Origin of the sequence: Variovorax sp. AB1(2024) (assembly GCF_037482385.2) — a bacterium.
Lineage (GTDB): Bacteria > Pseudomonadota > Gammaproteobacteria > Burkholderiales > Burkholderiaceae_C > Variovorax.
In genome coordinates this window covers 4610745-4627651 of record NZ_JBBHKP020000001.1, presented here as the reverse complement: position 1 = coordinate 4627651, position 16907 = coordinate 4610745, and the positions used below count along the sequence as shown (strand labels likewise).

Sequence of the window (16907 nt, the reverse complement as noted above, 5' to 3'; positions counted from 1 at the left end):
TCAGCAAAGGGCCAGGGCTTCGAGGCATGCGCGCCGGTGCGCCTCGCCCTGAGAGGGTTTCACCACCCGGCCCGCCACGCGCATGCCGTAGTCCACGCCCAGCCGGTCGGCCATCAGCACCCAGGCGCACAGGCGCGAGATGCGGGCTTCGGTGTCGGGGAGGCCGGCGGAATGGGCGTCGAGCCAGAGTTCCTCGCGTTGCGTCTGCTGGGTGTCGCGGCTCACCAGGTCTTCGGAGCCGGCCGCCTGGGCGCGCGCGGCCTTCTTCCAGACCACGAGCTTCAGCGGGTCGCCGCGCCGGTAGGCGCGCACGCCGTCGTATTCGCCGGAGCCGGCGGCGCGCAATGCGGCCGATGCGGCGGCCGGGCCGGACAGCGGCTCGCCCGGCGGCAGCGGCGGCGGATGGGCTTCGGGCGTGGGGTAGACCAGCATCCGCGCCGCCGGCCGCCACACCGTCCACACGCGGAAGGTGCCGAGCGGAAAGCGCGTCTCGGCGGTGAGCGGCGGCACCGGGTGCAGGCCGCGCCGCTCGGGCTGGAACGCGATCTCGACGGTGGCGGTGCCTTCGGCCGGCACGTCGGTCCAGGCCCACTGGCCGCTGCCGCGCACCGCCATGCCGATGCCGTAGCGAACGCTGCGCCGCGTGTTGTGCAGCACCACCTTGAAGACGGCCGCCGCGCCCGCGTAGTGCGCATCGGGCGCCACCATGTGCATCGACAGCCCGCGCAGCGTGCCGTGGCACACGTGCATGCCCACCGCCACGCTGCCGGCCAGCAGGAAGGTCAGCAGGTAGCCCAGGTTGAGCTGGTAGTTGATCGACGCGACCAGCAGCACCAGCAGCGTGGCGGCCAGCGTCCAGCCTGCCCGCGTGGGCACGATGTAGACGTTGCGCTGGGTCAGCTCCAGCGTGTCCGACGGCGGCCGGCGCGACAGGAACCAGCCGTCGATGCGCGAGCGCAGGCTCACGGCAAGGGCACGGCGGCGATCATGGCGCGCACCTGCTCGACGGCGCCCCGGCCCGCGTCGCCCACCGGCGTGAGGCGGTGCGCGATGGTCTGCGGCAGCACGGCCTGCACGTCGTCCGGCGCGACGTAGTTGCGGTTGGCCAGCAGCGCCTGCGCCTTGGCCGCGCGCAGCACGGCGATGCCGGCGCGCGGCGACAGGCCCTGCAGGAACCAGCGGCCCGAGCGGGTGGCGGCGATCAGGTCCTGCACGTAGTTCAGCAGCGGGTCGGCCGCATGCACCTGCTGCACGCGCTGCTGGATCGCGGTCAGCTCGCCGGCGGTCAGCAGGGCGGGCAGGCTGGCCAGCATCTCGCGGCGGTCGGTGCCCGCGAGCAGCTGGCGTTCGGCCGCGCGGTCGGGGTAGCCGAGCGAGATGCGCATCAGGAAGCGGTCGAGCTGCGACTCGGGCAGCGCAAAGGTGCCGAGCTGGTCCTGCGGGTTCTGCGTGGCGATCACGAAGAAGGGCGTGGGCAGCGGGCGGGTCTCGCCCTCGACCGTGACCTGCTTTTCTTCCATCGCCTCGAGCAGCGCGCTCTGCGTCTTGGGGCTGGCGCGGTTGATTTCGTCGGCCAGCAGCACCTGCGCGAAGATCGGCCCGGGGTGGAACACGAAAGCCTGCTGCCCCCGGTCGTAGATGGCCACGCCCGACAGGTCGCCCGGCATCAGGTCGGCGGTGAACTGCACCCGCGAGAACTGCAGGCCGAATGTGTGCGACAGCGCATGGGCGAGGGTGGTCTTGCCGACCCCCGGCACGTCTTCGATCAGCAGGTGGCCGCCCGCCAGCAGGCAGGCCACGCAGTCGCGCACCTGGGCCTCTTTGCCCACGATCACCGTGTTAAGCTGACTTAACAAAGTGGCTAGCTTTGCAGCAACGTCCATATTTGTATCCATATGCAAACGATACCGTAAGACCATGCGGCCCCATGCCGCGTGAGGTCTACACGCGAGAGACATGGGCAAGACAGGCTACTTCACACATCGCGACTTCTGGAAGCACGACATGGGCGGCGGCCATCCCGAATGCCCGGGCCGCCTGGATGCCATCGAAGACCGCCTGCTGCTGACCGGCGTGGGCGACGCGCTCGAGCACCGCGACGTGCCGCTGGCCACGCTGCAGCAGCTCACGCGGGCGCACAGCGCCGCGCACGTCGAGCACCTCGAGGAACTGCACCAGCGCCTGGTGGCCGACGAGCCCGCCGGCGGCCCCGACCATGCGCAGGTCGACCCCGACACCGTGCTCACCCGCTTCACCCTGCTGGCCGCGCGCCGTGCCGCCGGGGCCGCCATTGCCGCCACCGACGCGGTGGTGGCAGGCGAGCTGGAAAACGCCTTCTGCTCGGTGCGCCCGCCCGGCCACCATGCCTGCCGGGACCAGGCGATGGGTTTCTGCTTCTTCAACAACATCGCCATTGCCGCGCGGCACGCCATCGAGGTGCACGGCATCGAGCGCGTGGCCATCGTCGATTTCGACGTGCACCACGGCAACGGCACCGAGAACATCCTCTCGAACGATCCGCGCGTGCTGATGGTCGGCTTCTTCCAGCATCCGTTCTATCCGTACAGCGGCACCGACCATCCGGCGCCGAACATGTTGAACATGCCGATCCCGGCCTACACCAAGGGCATGGACGTGCGCGAGATGATCGAGGCCGTGTGGATGCCGCGGCTGGAGGAATTCAAGCCGCAGATGATCTTCATCAGCGCGGGCTTCGACGCCCATCGCGAAGACGACCTGGGCCAGCTCGGGCTCAACGAGAACGACTTCGCCTGGATCACCGGGCGCGTGCACGACGTGGCCAGGCGCCATGCCGGGGGCCGCATCGTCTCGATGCTCGAAGGCGGCTACAACCTCGACGCCCTGGCGCGCAGCGTGGAAGCCCACATCCGCGTGCTGGCCGACCTGTAGTGCAGGCGGCGTCAGCGGCGCCCATGTTTTTTTGAACCGATGAATTTCAACGACTTCACCCAACGCCTGAGCCAGGTCGATGCACGCGGCATCGGCATCGAACTGGCCGTGCTGGTGGCCTGCGTCGCCCTGGCCTGGGGCGTGTGCAAATGGTTCGGCCGCGACCAGCCCAAGGACTCGATCTGGTTCGGCGAACGCACCTTCGACGGCGTGCTGTTCCCGCTGCTCGCGCTGGTGCTCACCGACCTTGCCCGGCGCGTGGTGGGCGATTTCCAGACCGTGCTGGTGCTGCGCATCGCGGTGTCGATGTTCCTGTCGCTGGCGGTGATCCGGTTGTTCGCGCGCGTGCTGCGCGCGGTGTTCCCGGCCTCCAACATGGTGCGGCTGCTGGAGCGCACGGTGTCGTGGCTGGCCTGGATCGCGGCGGTGCTGTGGATCGTCGGCCTGCTGCCGCCGGTGCTGGCCGAGCTCGACGACATCACGCTGGCCTTCGGCAAGACCCGCGTGAGCCTGCAGACCATCATCCAGGGCGCGCTGTCGGCCGGGCTGGTGATGATGATCGCGCTGTGGATTTCGAGCACGGTCGAGAAGCGCATCCTGCGCGAGGCCGTCACCGACCTGTCGATGCGCAAGGTGGCGTCGAACGCGGTGCGCGCCTTCCTGCTGCTGATCGGCATGCTGTTCGCGCTGTCGGCGGTGGGGGTGGACCTGACGGCGCTGTCGGTGCTGGGCGGCGCGCTCGGCGTGGGGCTGGGGTTCGGGCTGCAGAAGCTGGCGTCCAATTACGTGAGCGGCTTCGTGATTCTGCTGGAGCGCTCGATCCGCATCGGCGACAACGTGAAGGTCGACACCTTCGAAGGCCGCATCACCGACATCAAGACGCGCTACACGCTCATTCGCGCGGGCAACGGGCGCGAGGCCATCGTGCCGAACGAATCGCTCATCACCAGCCGGGTGGAGAACCTCTCGCTGGCCGACCGCAAGTTCAACATCACGACCACCATCGTGGTGGGCTACGAGAGCGACGTGGCGCAGGTGCAGTCCATCCTGTGCGAGGCGGCCAAGGCCCAGCCGCGCGTGATGAGCGACCCCGCGCCGGTGGCCTTTCTCATGAACTTCGCGCCCGACGGGCTGGAGTTCACGCTCAACTTCTGGGTGGCCGACCCCGACAAGGGCAAGGACAACCTGCGCTCGGCCATCAACATCGCGATCCTCGACGGCCTGCGCGGCGCGGGCATCGACATTCCCTATCCGCAGCGCGTGGTGCGGGTGGAGTCGCTCCCGGCCGGCACGGTCCCTGCGGGCGAGCCCGCGGAAAAGTAGGCCCCGGCGCGCTATTCCAGCGTGGCCAGCACCTCGTCGAGCCGCTCGACCAGCAGGTCGGCGTGTTGGCGCTCGAATACCAGCGGCGGCCTGATCTTGAGCACGTTGGCCTGCGGCCCGGTCGCGCTCAGCAGCACCTGCCGCTGCCGCAGCCCGTTGACCACCTTGGCGGCCTGCGCCGTGGCGGGCGCGCGCGTCGCGCGGTCGGCCACGAGTTCCAGCCCGATGAAGAGCCCCGCGCCGCGCACCTCGCCGACCAGCGCATGGCGCTGGCCGAGCGCGGCCAGGCGCTCGCGCAGGTAGCCGCCGACATTCAGTGCGTTGTCCTGCAGGCCGTTCTGCTGGATCACGTCGAGCACGGCGGAGGCAGCCGCCATCGAGACCGGGTTGCCGCCGAAGGTGTTGAAGTAGCGGCTGGCCTGGCCGAAGGCCTTCATGACCTCCGGCCGCACCGCCAGGCCCGCGACCGGGTGGCCGTTGCCCATGGGCTTGCCCATGCTCACCATGTCGGGCACCACGCCGTGGCGCATGAAGCCCCAGAAGGCCTCGCCCGTGCGGCCGAAACCGGGCTGCACCTCGTCGGCGATGAACACGCCGCCGGCCGCATGGATCGCTTCCACCGCCTCGCGCAGGAAGCCGGCCGGCGCCGTGAACACGCCGTCGCTGGAGAACACCGTGTCCACGAGCAGCGCGGCGGGCGCGATGCCGTGCGCCTTCAGGTCGGCGATGGCCGCGCGCACGCCGTCGGCGAAGCGTTTGCCCGTCTCTGCATCTCCTCCCTCTGGCGCATCCACCAGCCGCACATGATCGCCCAGGCGCACGTATTGCCCCAGCGAGGGCGAGGCGCAGGCGATGGCCGAGGTCACGCCGTGGTACGCGAAGCGCGTGACGATGAGGCCGGTGCCGCCGGTGTGCGCCGTGGCGATGCGCATGGCCAGGTCGTTGGCCTCGCTGCCGGTGCAGGTGAAGGTCGCATGGCCCAGCTCGGGCGGCATGGTGGCCAGCAGGCGCTCCGCGTAGTCGAGGATGCCTTCGTGCAGGTAGCGTGTGTGCGTGTTGAGCACGGACGCCTGGCGCGCGATGGCCTCGACCACTTCGGGCCGCGCATGGCCCAGCGGCACCACGTTGTTGTAGGCGTCCAGCCAGGGCGTGCCGGCGGCGTCGTAGAGCCAGACGCCCTCGCCGCGCACGGGGTGGAAGGGCTCTTCGTAGAAGAGCCTGTAGGCCGGCCCGAGCAGGCGGGCGCGGCGCTCGAGCAGCTCGGCGGTGTGTTTCTCAGTCATGGATCGGTTCCGTGGGTTCCGTGCGTTCCGTGGCTTGGCAGGCGGCCCGGATGGCTTCCTGCACCTGGTCGGGTGTCAGCGCGGCGCAGGCCTGCAGCCGCGCCCAGGAAACAGCGTTGTTGCGCATGAGATAGGCGGCGTTGCCGGGCTGGCGAGCCGCGCGCCAGCCGCTGATGGCGACCACCATCGCCAGCCGTGCGCGCACCAGGTCGAGCAGCGCGTGGGTCTCGCCGTCGGTCAGCGCAGAGACGGCGTGATAGTCGGCCGCGAAGCGCGCGATCGTCTCCAGCGCGTCGCCCTGCTCGTCGATGTGGTACGAGGCCGCGACGGCGAGGTCGTCCACGAGCGGCGCATGCACCATGTCGCCGAAGTCGAGGATGCCGGCCACGCGCGCCGGTTCGTCAGGCTCCACCAGCAGGTTGTAGAGGTTGAAGTCGTTGTGGATGGGCTGGCGGCGCAGCAGGGCCAGCCGCGGCTTGGTGCGCTGCACGAAGCCGTCGAGCGCGGCCTCGGCCAGTGCGCGGCGGGCGGGGTCGGCCACGTGCACCAGCAGGGCGCGCACGCGGTCGGCGCGCTGGATGTCCCAGGGCAGTTCGCGGGCACCCGCGGGGTGTTCGAAGCCAGCCAGCGCGAGGTCCAGCCGCGCGAGCATGCGGGCGACGCAACTGCGCTGCGCCGCCGAGCGCGGCGCCTGCGGCATCGGCATGCCTTCGAGGTAGCTGAACAGGCGCGCGACGCGCGTGCGGCCTTCGGCGTCCTCGATCTGCACCGAGGCCGCGCCATGGCGGTCCGGCAGCAGGCGCTGCACCGGCAGGCCGGGGTCGGTGCGTGCCAGGTGCAGCAGCGCCTGGGTCTGGAAGTCGGCCACCAGCGGGTCTTCGTCCGGGTGCGAGAGCTTGAGCATGCAGCGCGCGCCGCCGTCGTCCGGCTCCAGCAGGAAGTTGGCGTCGCGCTCGCCCGTGAGCAGCTTGAGCCGGCCGCGCTTGCCGTAAAGGCGCAGCAGCAGGTCGGCGGCCCAGCCGGTTTCGACGGGGGCGGGCGGCGCGGTCAGCACCGCGGCCTCGGGCAGGGCCGCGCGGATGGCGTCGTCGAGTTCCTGCGTCATCACGCCGCCTTCTCGAAGCCGCCGAGCGCGCTGGCCAGGTTGAGGCCCAGGTCCTCCGACAGGTAGCCGCCTTCCTGCACCAGCACCGTGGGCAGCCCCAGGCGCGCGATTTCGCCGAGGATGCGGCCGAAGCCCGGCGTGCTCACGGCCAGCGCCTGGTAGGGGTCGTTCTCGTGCGCGTCCAGGCCCAAGGCCACGACCAGCGCGCCGGGCGCGAAGGCGCGGATGGTGGCGTTCGCCGTCGCCAGCGCGGCGAGGAAGCCCTCGTCCTGCGTGCCGCGCGCCAGCGGCAGGTTCAGGTTGTAGCCCAGGCCTTCGCCTTCGCCGGTCTCGTGCGCATGGCCCGTGAAGAAGGGCGTGCAGAAATGCGGGTCGCCGTGCAGCGAGATCGTCAGCACGTCCTTGCGGCGCCAGAAGATGCCCTGCGTACCGTTGCCGTGGTGCACGTCGATGTCGAGGATGGCCACGCGGTCGTGCCTGCCGCGCAGGTGCTGGGCTGCGATCGCCGCGTTGTTGAGGTAGGTGAAGCCGTTGGCGCGGTCGGCATAGGCATGGTGGCCGGGCGGCCGGCACAGCGCGTAGGCCGCGCGTTCACCGTCGAGCACGAGCTGCGCGGCATGCGTGGCCACGTGGGCCGACCACGTCGCGGCATGCCAGGTGTGGCGCCCGATGGAGCAGGCCATGTCGCCCATGTGGTAGCCGGCCTGGCCCACGAGGCTGTCGGGGTAGGTGAAGGGCTGGCCCGGGAACGGATGCACGTTGGGCATGACTTCCTCGGAGGCCCCTTCGAGCTGCTGCCAGCGTTCCCAGGCGGTTTCCAGGAAGCGCAGGTATTGCGGCGTGTGGATGGCGGCGCGCGGGCCCGGGCCGTGGTCCTGGGGCGCGACGATGTCGTGGCCCTGCGCGCGCGCGGCGTTCAGCAGCAGCGTGCCGCGCTCGGGCTGCTCGTTGCTGCGCTTCATGCGTCCGCGCACGATGAACTGCTGCGGGTCGTGGCCTGTGTGCTGGTCGCTGTAGATGACTTTCATGTCGGGCTTTCAGTATTGGGGTTCGACGGTCCAGCTGATCGGGATCTCCGCGACGCTGGCCGAGGCCGGCAGCTCGAGCACGGTCCGCGCGATGCGGGCCACGTCCTCTGGGCGCGTGGCCTGCCGCTGCTGCTCGGGCGGCAGGGCGGCCGCCATGTCGGTGGCGACGAAGCCGGGGCACAGCGCGGTGCAGCGCACGCGCGACTCGGCGCCGCAGTGCCGGATGCCGTGGGCCAGCGACAGCACCGCCGCCTTGCTCAGCGCATAGAGCGAGGCATCGGCCGTGCGCACGCGCTTGGCGGCGAGCGATGCCATCACCAGCACCTTGCCTTCGTCCGCCGCCAGCAGGTGCGTCCAGGCCTTGCGCGTGAGCCGCAGCGGCGACTTGACGTTGATCTCCAGCAGGCGGTCGACCTCCGCGTCGTTGGCCTCGACGACCGAGCGGGTGCTGAGGATGCCGGCGTTGTGCACCAGCGCATCGATGCCGCCGAAGTCGCGCACGGTCGCGGCCACCCAGTCGGTCTCGCTTTGCGCGTTCTCGGCGTCGAAGCGGTAGGTGCGCACCTGCGCCGGGTCGTGGTCGTCGAAGGCATCGGTGGCGGCGCGCGTGCCCACGCTCACGCGCCAGCCATGCGCGAGCAGTTCGCGCACGATGGCCAGGCCGATGCCGCGGTTGCCCCCGCTGACCATGGCGACACGGGGCGCGGCCTTCATCTCATGCCTTGGAGAAGAGGCCGCGGACGTGCGCCTTGGCGGTTTCGAGGTGGTAGCGCAGCGCGTGCTGCGCGGCATCGACGTCGCGCGCCGCCATGGCCTTGGCGATGGGCCTGTGCGTCTCGGCCAGCGCCTTCAGGTCGCCATAGCTGTCTTCGCTGAGCGCGAGGAACATGCGCACCTCGGTCTGCATGTTGTCGAACAGGCGGTGGAGATAGTGGTTGCCCGACAGCGCGCTGATGGCGAAGTGGAAATCCAGGTCGAGCGCCACGCGTTCGGGGGACGACAGGATCTCCGCGCGTTCCACCATGTCGTCCACGCGCGCGTCGAGCTGGGCCAGCTCGGCATCGGTGGCGTGCGTGCAGGCCAGCGAGGCACCCAGCAGCTCGAGCTGGATGCGCACCTCGTACAGGTCGGTGACCTGCTTGGGCGAAACCGTGCGCACCGCGAAGCCGTGGCGCGGGCGCGATATCAGCAGGCCCAGGCTTTCCAGCCGGCGCGCGGCTTCCCGCACGGGCGCGCGGCTCACGCCCATCTGCCGGGCCATCTCGGCCTCGACGATGCGCTCGCCGGGCGCGATGCGGCCCGACAGGATGGCTTGCTGCAACTGCGCCTCCACCACGCCGACCAGGTCTGGCACCTGGATCGACGAGAAAGCGGGAGGGGTGGCGGCTTCGGTGCGGCTGATGGTCATCTGAATTCCTTGTCTCGATCTCTTGTGCGTATCATGCCGGCCGCCTGGGCGCTGCCGCCGCCGGCGCGCGCCAGGTACACGCCCGCCACGGCGATCAGCGCCATGCCCGCCAGGGCCGTCGCATCGGGCGGGCGCTGGAACCACAGCGTGCTGATCAGCACCGCCAGCAGCAGCTGCACGTAGTTCAGCGGTGCCAGCGTGGCCGCGCCGACGCGGCGGAACGCGGCCAGCAGCAACAGCTGGGCGCTGCCGCTGACCGCGCCGCCGGCCACCAGCAAGGCCATTTCCGGCCAGGGCGGCAGCGTGACGTGCGGCATGAACAGCACGGGCAGGTTCGTGATGACCAGGCAGGCCAGCGCCATGTGCGCGAACTGCACGGGCGCCGGCACCAGCCCCGAGAGCCGGCGCGTGAGCACCTGGAAGAGCGCATAGCAGACGGCGGACACGGCCATCAGCAGCGTGCCCGCCAGCGGCAGGCTGCCGCCCGGGCGCACGATGCACAGCATGCCGGCGAAGCCCAGCAGCACCGCCGTCCACTGCGCGCGGCCCACGCGCTCGCCGAGCAGCCAGGGCGACAGCGCGACCATGATCAGCGGGGCCGTGAAATAGATGGCCGTGGCCTCGGCCAGCGGCATGGTGACGAGTGCCGTCATGAAGCAGGTCGCCACGACGGCCAGCGCCACGCTGCGCGCGGCCAGCAGCTTCTGGTGCGGCTGGCGCCACAGGCGCAGGTCGCCGTGGCGCAGCAGCAGCACCAAGGCGATGGCGCCTATGGCGGTGTAGCGGCCCAGGTTGACGACCGCCGGCGCATGGCTTGCCACCATCTGCTTGGCGAAGGCGTCGTACGCCGCGAACAGCACCAGTGCGCAGAGGAACAGCGCGATGCCCGAGCCCGCGCTGTCGCGTCGTGCCATGGGGGCCGAGGCTTGCACCGTGCTGCTCATGGGGCGCTGCCGCAGCGGTGGCCGTCGATCGGCAAGTTCATGCCTGCAAGCCTTCCAGGAACGCATCGAGCGCGGCGCCGATGGCCTCGACCATGTAGCCGCCTTCCTGCACAACCACCGTGGGCAGGCCCAGCGCGCGCACGCGCTCGCCCGCGAGTCGGAAGGCTTCCATGTCGAACTTGAGCACGCTGATCGGGTCGTCCTTGTAGGTGTCGAAGCCCAGCGGCAGCACCAGCGCCTGCGGCTGGAAGCGCTCGATGGCGGCGACGGCCGTGTCCAGGGCCTCGGCGAACTCGGCGTTGCCGCTGCCGTGCGCCAGCGGCAGGTTCAGGTTGCAGCCTTCTCCTTCGCCGGTGCCGCGCTCGTGCGCGTAGCCCGTGTACCAGGGGTAGTAGCCGGACGGGTCGGCGTGGGTGGAGACGGTCAGCACGTCGCCGCGCCCGTAGAAGATCTGCTGCGTGCCGTCGCCGTGGTGGGCGTCGATGTCGAGCACCGCCACGCGCGCATGGCGCCGGCGCAGCGTGGCGGCCGCGATGGCGCTGTTGTTCACGTAGCAGAAGCCTCCCGCGCGCGCATGCTGTGCATGGTGGCCCGATGGCCTGCACAGCGCGTAGGCGATGCCGCCGCCGTCGAGCACCGTCTCGGCCGCGGCCTGCGCCGCGTGGGCCGAGCGCAGCACCGAGCGCCATGTGTGCGGCCCTATGGGGCAGGCCAGGTCGCCGATGTACCAGCCGGCCTGCGCCACCACCGACGGCGAGGGGCAGGGCCCGGACCGCACGCCGTGCGGCGACAGGTTGGGCAGCACCTCGATGCCGGGCTCCAGGCCCGGGCCGCCGAGCTTCTGCCAGCGCGCGTAGGCGTTCTCCAGGAAGTCCAGGTAGTCGACGCTGTGCACGAGCTCCAGCGCGGCGCGGCCGGCCTCCGGCGGCGCACCGACCGCGATGCCGCGCGCGGCCAGCGTGCTCATCAGCGCCTCGGCGCGCGTGGGCAGGTCGGTGGGCTTGCAGATGCGGCCCAGCCGCATGAACTGCTGCGGGTCGTGCAGCAGCTGGTCGTCGCTGAAGAAGGCCTGCATGCTCGTCAGGCCTTCGTTTCCTGGTCGAAGCGGTCCATGGCGCGGGCCAGCCGCGCGAACAGGTCGTCCAGCTCGGCCCGCGTGATGATCAGCGGCGGGCACAGGCCGATGCTGTCGCCCATGGCGCGCACGATCAGCCCTTCCTCCAGCGCCAGCGCCGCGAAGCGGTAGCCGGCCTTGCGCTCAGCGGCGAACGGCGTGCGCGCGGCCTTGTCTGCCATGAGTTCGATGGCGCCGATCAGGCCCACGCCGCGCACGTTGCCCACCCAGGGGCGCCCGGCGAAGGCGCGCAGCCCGGCCTGGAAGGCGGGTGCGATCTCGCGCACGTGCTCGAGGATGCGCTCGTCTTCGTAGACCTTGAGCGTCTCCAGCGCCACCGCGCAGGCGACGGGGTGGCCCGAGTAGGTGTAGCCGTGGCCGAAGCTGCCGAGCTTGCCGCTGTTGGCGGCGATGGCGCTGTGCACCTTGTCGTTGACCATGACCGCCGAGATCGGCACGTAGCCCGAGGACAGCGCCTTGGCGCAGCTCAGGATGTCGGGCTGGATGCCGAAGGTGGTGGAGCCGAACATGTTGCCCGTGCGGCCGAAGCCGCAGATCACCTCGTCGGCGATCATGAGCACGCCGTACTTGCGCAGCACGGCCTGCACTTTCTCGAAGTAGCCGGCCGGCGGCACCAGCACGCCGCCCGCGCCCATCACCGGCTCGGCGATGAAGGCGGCCACGGTGTGCGGGCCTTCGGCCAGGATGGTCTGCTCCAGCTGTTGCGCGAGGCGGCTGGAGAAGTCCTGCTCGGTCTCGCCGGGCTCGGCGTAGCGGTAGTGGTGCGGGCAGTCCACGTGCAGGAAGCGCGCGGGCGCCGTCGCGATCGGCAGGTCGAAGTCGCGGTGGTTGCCGTCGAGCCCGCCCATGCTGGCTGCCGCCACGGTCACGCCGTGGTACGCGTTGCGCCGCGCGATGATCTTCTTGCGCTGCGGCTGGCCGATGGCGTTGTGGTAGTACCAGACCATCTTCACGGCGCTGTCGTTGGCCTCGGAACCCGAGTTCGCGAAGAACACGCGCGCCATGGGCGCGGGCGCCAGTGCCAGCAGCCGCTCTGCCAGGTCGGCCACCGCGACGTTGGTGCGCTGGTTGAAGGTGTGGTAGTAAGGCAGGGTGTCAAGTGCACGGGCACCGGCCGCGGCCAGGCGCTTGTTGGAGAAGCCCAGCGAGGCGCACCACAGGCCCGACATGGCTTCCAGGTAGCGCGTGCCGCGCTCGTCGACGACGTGGATGCCGTCGCCTTTCACGATGACCAGCGGCGGCGTCTGCGGCAGCGCGGCCAGGTTGGTGTACGAATGCAGGTGGGTGGCGACGTCCTTGTCGCCGGTGCCGAGGGGTTCTGCCATGGGGTTCCTCTTTGTTTGTAGGGCGCTGAAAAAGTGGCTACAGGCGCGCCAGGTTGTCGTGGGTCTGCCGCGCAATGGCCTCGGGCCGCGTGCGCGTCGCGATGTGCGGCGTGACGACGATGCGCGGATGGCTCCAGAAGGGGTGGCCGGCCGGCAGCGGTTCTTCGACGAAGGCGTCCAGCACGGCGCTGGCGAGCTGGCCGCTTTGCAGCGCCGCGAGCAGGTCTTCCTGCACGAGGTGGGCGCCGCGGCCGGCGTTGACGAGCCGCGCGCCGCGCGGCAGTTGGGCGAACAACGCGGCATCCAGGATGCCGCGCGTGTCGTCGGTCAGCGGCAGCAGGCAGACCAGGGTGTCGCAGCCGGACAGGAACTCGCCGCGCGCCGCATCGCCGTGGAAGGCCTCGATGCCCTCGGGCAGATCGCTCTTGGGGCTGCGGCTCCAGCCGCGCACGCGGTAGCCGATGGCAAGCAGCGCGCGCGCGACCGACTGGCCCAGCACGCCCAGGCCCGCGATGCCCACGCGGTGCCGGCCCGGCGGCTCGATGGGCGCTTCCTCCCAGGCCGCGCGGCGCTGGCTGTCGAGATAGGCGCCCATGTGGCGCTGGCCGTGCACCACGGCCCACGCCACATACGCGTTCATGCCGTCGGCCATGTCGGGGTCGACGATGCGGCGGACCGGCACGTCGGGAAGCGCGGGGTCGCGCGTGATGTGGTCGGTGCCCGCCCCCACGGACTGCACCAGCCGCAGGCGCGGCATGCGCGCGAGCAGCCCCGGCGGCGGCGACCAGCAGACCACGGTGTCGATTTCGCCTAGCGCGTCGAGCTCCTGGACCTCGGTGTCGATGCGGTGCAGCCGGGCCTGCGGAAATCGTTCCCTGAAGGCGGGCTGCAGGTAGTCCATGGCGATCTGGTCGGAAACCAGTGCGATGTTGAGCGTCATGCGGCCACCGCCTGTTGCGCGGCCGCCGCCGAGAGCCTCGGCTGCGCCTCGATCAGCGTGCGGGTGTAGTCGTGCTGCGGGTTCGCCAGCACCTTGGCGGTTTCGCCGTACTCGACGATCTGGCCGCGCTGCATCACGGCGATGTGGTCGCACATCTCGCCGGCCACGCGCAGGTCGTGCGTGATGAACACCATGGCCAGCTGGAAGCGTTCGCGCACCTCCGCGAACAGCTTGAGCACCTGGGCCTGCACCGACACGTCGAGCGCGGAAACGGGCTCGTCCGCCACCAGCAGTTGCGGCTCCATGGCCAGTGCGCGGGCGATGCCGATGCGCTGGCGCTGGCCGCCGGAGAACTCGTGCGGAAAGCGCTCCGCCGCGTCGGGCTTCAGGCCCACCAGCTCCAGCAGCTCCATCGCGCGGGCCATGGCCTGCGCCTTGGGCACGCCCTGCGCGATGGGGCCGGCCGCGATGGCCGGGCCGATGCGGTGGCGCGGGTTCAGCGAGGCATAGGGGTCCTGGAACACCATCTGGATCTTGCCCTGCGACTGCGCCCGGAACTGCGCGCCCGACTGCAGCGCGCGGCCCTTGAACAGCACGCGGCCGCTGTCGAACGGCGACAGGCCCACGATGCAGCGGCCCACGGTGGACTTGCCCGAACCCGATTCGCCGACCAGCCCCAGCGTCTCGCCGCGGCGCAGGTCGAACGACAGGCCCTTGGCCGCTTCCACGCGCCGGCCCTTGCTGAACAGGCCGCCGCCGGTCACGTAGGTCTTGCGCAGTTCCTGCACCTGCAGCACGTGCTCGATGGGGCGCTCGTCGGCCGGCGCGCGCACCCGCCCGTCGGGTATGGCCGCGATGAGCTTGCGCGTGTAGGCATGCTGGGGCCGCGCCAGCACGGCGGCGGCTGGGCCGGCCTCTACCACCTCGCCGGTCTGCATCACCACCACCTGGTCGGCGATCTCGGAGACCACGCCGAAGTCGTGCGTGATGAACAGCACCGCCGTGCCCTTGCGCTGCTGCAGCTCGCGGATGAGCTTCAGGATCTGCGCCTGCGTGGTCACGTCCAGCGCGGTCGTGGGCTCGTCGCAGATCAGCAGGGCCGGCTCCAGCGCGAGCGCGCAGGCGATCATCACGCGCTGGCGCTGCCCTCCGGAGAGGCGAAACGGGTAGCTGTCGATCAGCACCTCGGGCTCGGGCAGGCCGACGTCGGCCAGTGCCGCGAGGATGCGCTGGCGCTTCTGCGCGGCCGACAGGTTCACATGGGCGTCGAACACTTCGGCGATCTGCTCGCCGATGCGCATGACCGGGTTCAGCGCCGTCATGGGTTCCTGGAACACCATGCCGATGCGCCGGCCGCGCAGCGTGCGAAGCTGCGCCTCGTCGAGCTTCAGCAGGTCATGTCCGTCGAACAGGATGCGGCCGGCCACCGGTTCCACGTGCGGCCGGGGCAGCAGGCCCATGATGGCGTTGGCGATCATGGACTTGCCCGAGCCCGATTCGCCGACCACGCACAGCGTCTGGCCCGGCAGCAGCTGCAGCGACGCGCCCCGGACCGCCAGGTCGCGGTCCGCGCCCTGGGGCAGGCGGATGTCCAGGCCCTGGATGTCCAGCACGGGTGGAACGAGCGAAGCGATCTTTTCCATTTTCATTTGCCCCTCCCGTCGGCGCGCGCGTTGAGCCCGTCGTTCAGGCCTTCGCCCACCAGGTTCAGCGCGAGCACCGTGAGCAGGATGGCCACGCCCGGGAACACCGCCATCCACCACGCCTGCCGCAGCACGGTGCGCGCCGAGCCGACCATGTAGCCCCAGCTCATCTGGTTCGGGTCGCCCAGGCCCAGGAAGCTCAGGCTGGACTCCAGCAGGATGGCCGTTGCCACCATCAGAGAGGCCATCACCACGATGGGCGAGGCGGCGTTGGGCAGGATCTGCGTGAGGATGATGCGCGGCGTGGACTGGCCCGCCAGCTGGGCGGCCGCCACGAAGTCGCGCTGGCGCAGCGTCAGGAATTCGCTGCGCACCAGCCGCGCTACGGGCGGCCACGACACGATCGCGATGGCCGTGACGATGGACTGCACCGAGGGCTGGAAGATGGCCACCAGCACGATGGCCAGCGCGAAGCTGGGAATGGCCTGGAACAGCTCGGTGAAGCGCATCAGCGTGGCGTCGATCCAGCCGCCGAAGTAGCCCGAGACGGCACCGATGGACACGCCGATCAGCAGCGACACCACGGTAGAGACCACGCCGATCAGCAGCGACACGCGCGCGCCGGTGACGATGCCCGACAGGATGTCGCGGCCCATGGTGTCGGTGCCCAGCAGCAGGCCCTGTTCCGCCATGGGTGCCGCGAAGGGCGTGCCGACCATGTCCCAGGGGTTGTTCTGCGCGATGAAGGGGCCCAGCGCCGTGACCAGCGCCACCAGCATCAGCACGATCAGGCCGAAGACCGCGCCCTTGTTGCGGCTGAAGCGCCGCCAGAATTTGCTTTTCATGAACGGCTCCTCAGCTCAGCTCGATGCGGGGATCGACGAGCGTGTAGACGAAATCGGTGATGAGGTTGAACAGCACGGCCATGGCCGCGGTGAACAGGAAGCAGCCGAGCAGCAGGTTGTAGTCGCGCTGCAGCAGGGCGTCGAACATGAGCCGGCCGATGCCGGGCCAGGCGAACACCGTCTCGGTCAGCACGGCGCCGCCGATCATGCCGCCGGCCTGGATGCCGGCCAGCGTGACCACCGGCAGCAGCGCGTTGCGCAGGATGTGCTTGCGCTGGATGCGCCCGGGCGACACGCCCTTGGCGCGCGCGGTCTTCACGAAGTCCATCTGCGCTACCTCGAGCATGGAGGCGCGCGTCATGCGCGCATAGACCGCCATGTAGAACAGCGCCAGCGTGAGCGAAGGCAGGATCAGGTGCTTGGCGATGTCCACCGCCTTGTCGATGCCCGTGAGGTCCGCGCCCACGGTGAAGAAGCCGAAGGCGGGCAGCAGGTCGAGCTGCACCGTGAACAGCAGCACCGCCATCATCGCCAGCCAGTACAGCGGCGTGGCGTAGAACACCAGCGCGACCACGGTGATGAGACTGTCCTGCCATTTGCCCGCGTTGCGGCTGGCCAGCGCGCCGAGCACGATGCCGAACAGCAGCGAAAGCCCGAAAGCCGTGCCCGTCAGCAACAGCGTGGCCGGCATGCGCTGCAGGATCAGGTCGACCACCGACTGCTGCTGTCGGTACGAGAAGCCCAGGTCGAGCTTGAGCACGTGGCCCAGGTAGTTGCCGAGCTGCACCGGCAGCGGCTGGTCGAGGCCGAACTGCTCGCGCAGCTGGGCCACGAACTGCGCGTCGGATGCGCCGGCCTCGCCGGCCATGACGGAGACCGGATCGCCCGGTGCCGCGCGAACCAGCAGGAAGTTGACAGTGGCGATCACCAGCAGGGCCAGCAGGCCCTGCAGCAGGCGCACGGACATGAACTGCAGTCGTTTCATAGCAAGCTCGATTCGGGCACGCGGGGGATGAAG

The 16907-nt window shown here is 70.5% G+C and carries 16 protein-coding genes; 2 read left to right on the top strand and 14 right to left on the bottom strand.

What is annotated here, in order from left to right; translation table 11 throughout:
* Complete coding sequence (locus WIX39_RS21580) at positions 1 to 966, bottom strand: DUF58 domain-containing protein (RefSeq protein ID WP_106933984.1); 966 nt, start codon at positions 964 to 966, stop codon at positions 1 to 3.
* Complete coding sequence (locus tag WIX39_RS21575) at positions 963 to 1883, bottom strand: AAA family ATPase (RefSeq protein ID WP_106933985.1); 921 nt, start codon at positions 1881 to 1883, stop codon at positions 963 to 965. The genes WIX39_RS21580 and WIX39_RS21575 overlap by 4 nt, the downstream gene beginning before the upstream one ends.
* 73 nt (positions 1884 to 1956) lie before the next feature.
* Between WIX39_RS21575 and WIX39_RS21570 the strand changes: the two genes are divergently transcribed.
* Both WIX39_RS21570 and WIX39_RS21565 read left to right on the top strand, forming a co-directional pair.
* Positions 1957 to 2910: a histone deacetylase family protein gene (locus tag WIX39_RS21570; protein ID WP_106933986.1), complete on the top strand. Its 954-nt coding sequence runs from the start codon at positions 1957 to 1959 to the stop codon at positions 2908 to 2910.
* Between the two features lie 39 nt (positions 2911 to 2949).
* Positions 2950 to 4233, top strand: a complete 1284-nt coding sequence (locus WIX39_RS21565; protein ID WP_081267145.1) for a mechanosensitive ion channel family protein — start codon at positions 2950 to 2952, stop codon at positions 4231 to 4233.
* A gap of 11 nt (positions 4234 to 4244) precedes the next feature.
* Here the strand turns inward: WIX39_RS21565 and WIX39_RS21560 are convergent, their stop codons facing one another.
* The 12 genes from WIX39_RS21560 to WIX39_RS21505 form a co-directional block, all read right to left on the bottom strand.
* The gene (locus WIX39_RS21560; RefSeq protein WP_106933987.1) at positions 4245 to 5516 is read right to left on the bottom strand and encodes an aspartate aminotransferase family protein; all 1272 of its coding nucleotides are present in this window, start codon (positions 5514 to 5516) and stop codon (positions 4245 to 4247) included.
* Complete coding sequence (locus WIX39_RS21555) at positions 5509 to 6621, bottom strand: phosphotransferase (protein WP_409195798.1); 1113 nt, start codon at positions 6619 to 6621, stop codon at positions 5509 to 5511. The genes WIX39_RS21560 and WIX39_RS21555 overlap by 8 nt, the downstream gene beginning before the upstream one ends.
* Positions 6621 to 7649, bottom strand: coding sequence for a histone deacetylase family protein (locus WIX39_RS21550; RefSeq protein WP_081267142.1), 1029 nt, complete (start codon positions 7647 to 7649; stop codon positions 6621 to 6623). Before WIX39_RS21550 ends, WIX39_RS21555 begins: the two co-directional genes overlap by 1 nt.
* Positions 7650 to 7658: 9 nt before the next feature.
* A complete protein-coding gene (locus WIX39_RS21545) occupies positions 7659 to 8363 on the bottom strand; it encodes an SDR family NAD(P)-dependent oxidoreductase (protein WP_106933989.1) in 705 nt (234 codons plus the stop codon).
* A gap of 1 nt (position 8364) precedes the next feature.
* Positions 8365 to 9057, bottom strand: a complete 693-nt coding sequence (locus WIX39_RS21540; protein WP_106933990.1) for a GntR family transcriptional regulator — start codon at positions 9055 to 9057, stop codon at positions 8365 to 8367.
* A complete protein-coding gene (locus tag WIX39_RS21535) occupies positions 9054 to 9971 on the bottom strand; it encodes a DMT family transporter (RefSeq protein ID WP_409195797.1) in 918 nt (305 codons plus the stop codon). Before WIX39_RS21535 ends, WIX39_RS21540 begins: the two co-directional genes overlap by 4 nt.
* 67 nt (positions 9972 to 10038) lie before the next feature.
* Positions 10039 to 11076 carry a histone deacetylase family protein gene (locus WIX39_RS21530; RefSeq protein WP_409195796.1) on the bottom strand — a complete coding sequence of 346 codons (1038 nt, stop codon included), beginning with the start codon at positions 11074 to 11076 and terminating at the stop codon, positions 10039 to 10041.
* Positions 11077 to 11081: 5 nt separating this feature from the next.
* Positions 11082 to 12461: an aminotransferase gene (locus tag WIX39_RS21525; protein ID WP_409195795.1), complete on the bottom strand. Its 1380-nt coding sequence runs from the start codon at positions 12459 to 12461 to the stop codon at positions 11082 to 11084.
* Positions 12462 to 12498: 37 nt separating this feature from the next.
* The gene (locus WIX39_RS21520) at positions 12499 to 13401 is read right to left on the bottom strand and encodes a 2-hydroxyacid dehydrogenase (protein ID WP_409195794.1); all 903 of its coding nucleotides are present in this window, start codon (positions 13399 to 13401) and stop codon (positions 12499 to 12501) included.
* On the bottom strand, positions 13398 to 15050 hold the full coding sequence (locus WIX39_RS21515; protein ID WP_409195793.1) for an ABC transporter ATP-binding protein: 1653 nt from the start codon (positions 15048 to 15050) through the stop codon (positions 13398 to 13400). Before WIX39_RS21515 ends, WIX39_RS21520 begins: the two co-directional genes overlap by 4 nt.
* Positions 15047 to 15889, bottom strand: coding sequence for an ABC transporter permease (locus tag WIX39_RS21510; protein WP_081267134.1), 843 nt, complete (start codon positions 15887 to 15889; stop codon positions 15047 to 15049). The genes WIX39_RS21515 and WIX39_RS21510 overlap by 4 nt, the downstream gene beginning before the upstream one ends.
* Positions 15890 to 15899: 10 nt before the next feature.
* Positions 15900 to 16874 carry an ABC transporter permease gene (locus WIX39_RS21505; RefSeq protein WP_106933996.1) on the bottom strand — a complete coding sequence of 325 codons (975 nt, stop codon included), beginning with the start codon at positions 16872 to 16874 and terminating at the stop codon, positions 15900 to 15902.
* Positions 16875 to 16907: the final 33 nt, after the last annotated feature.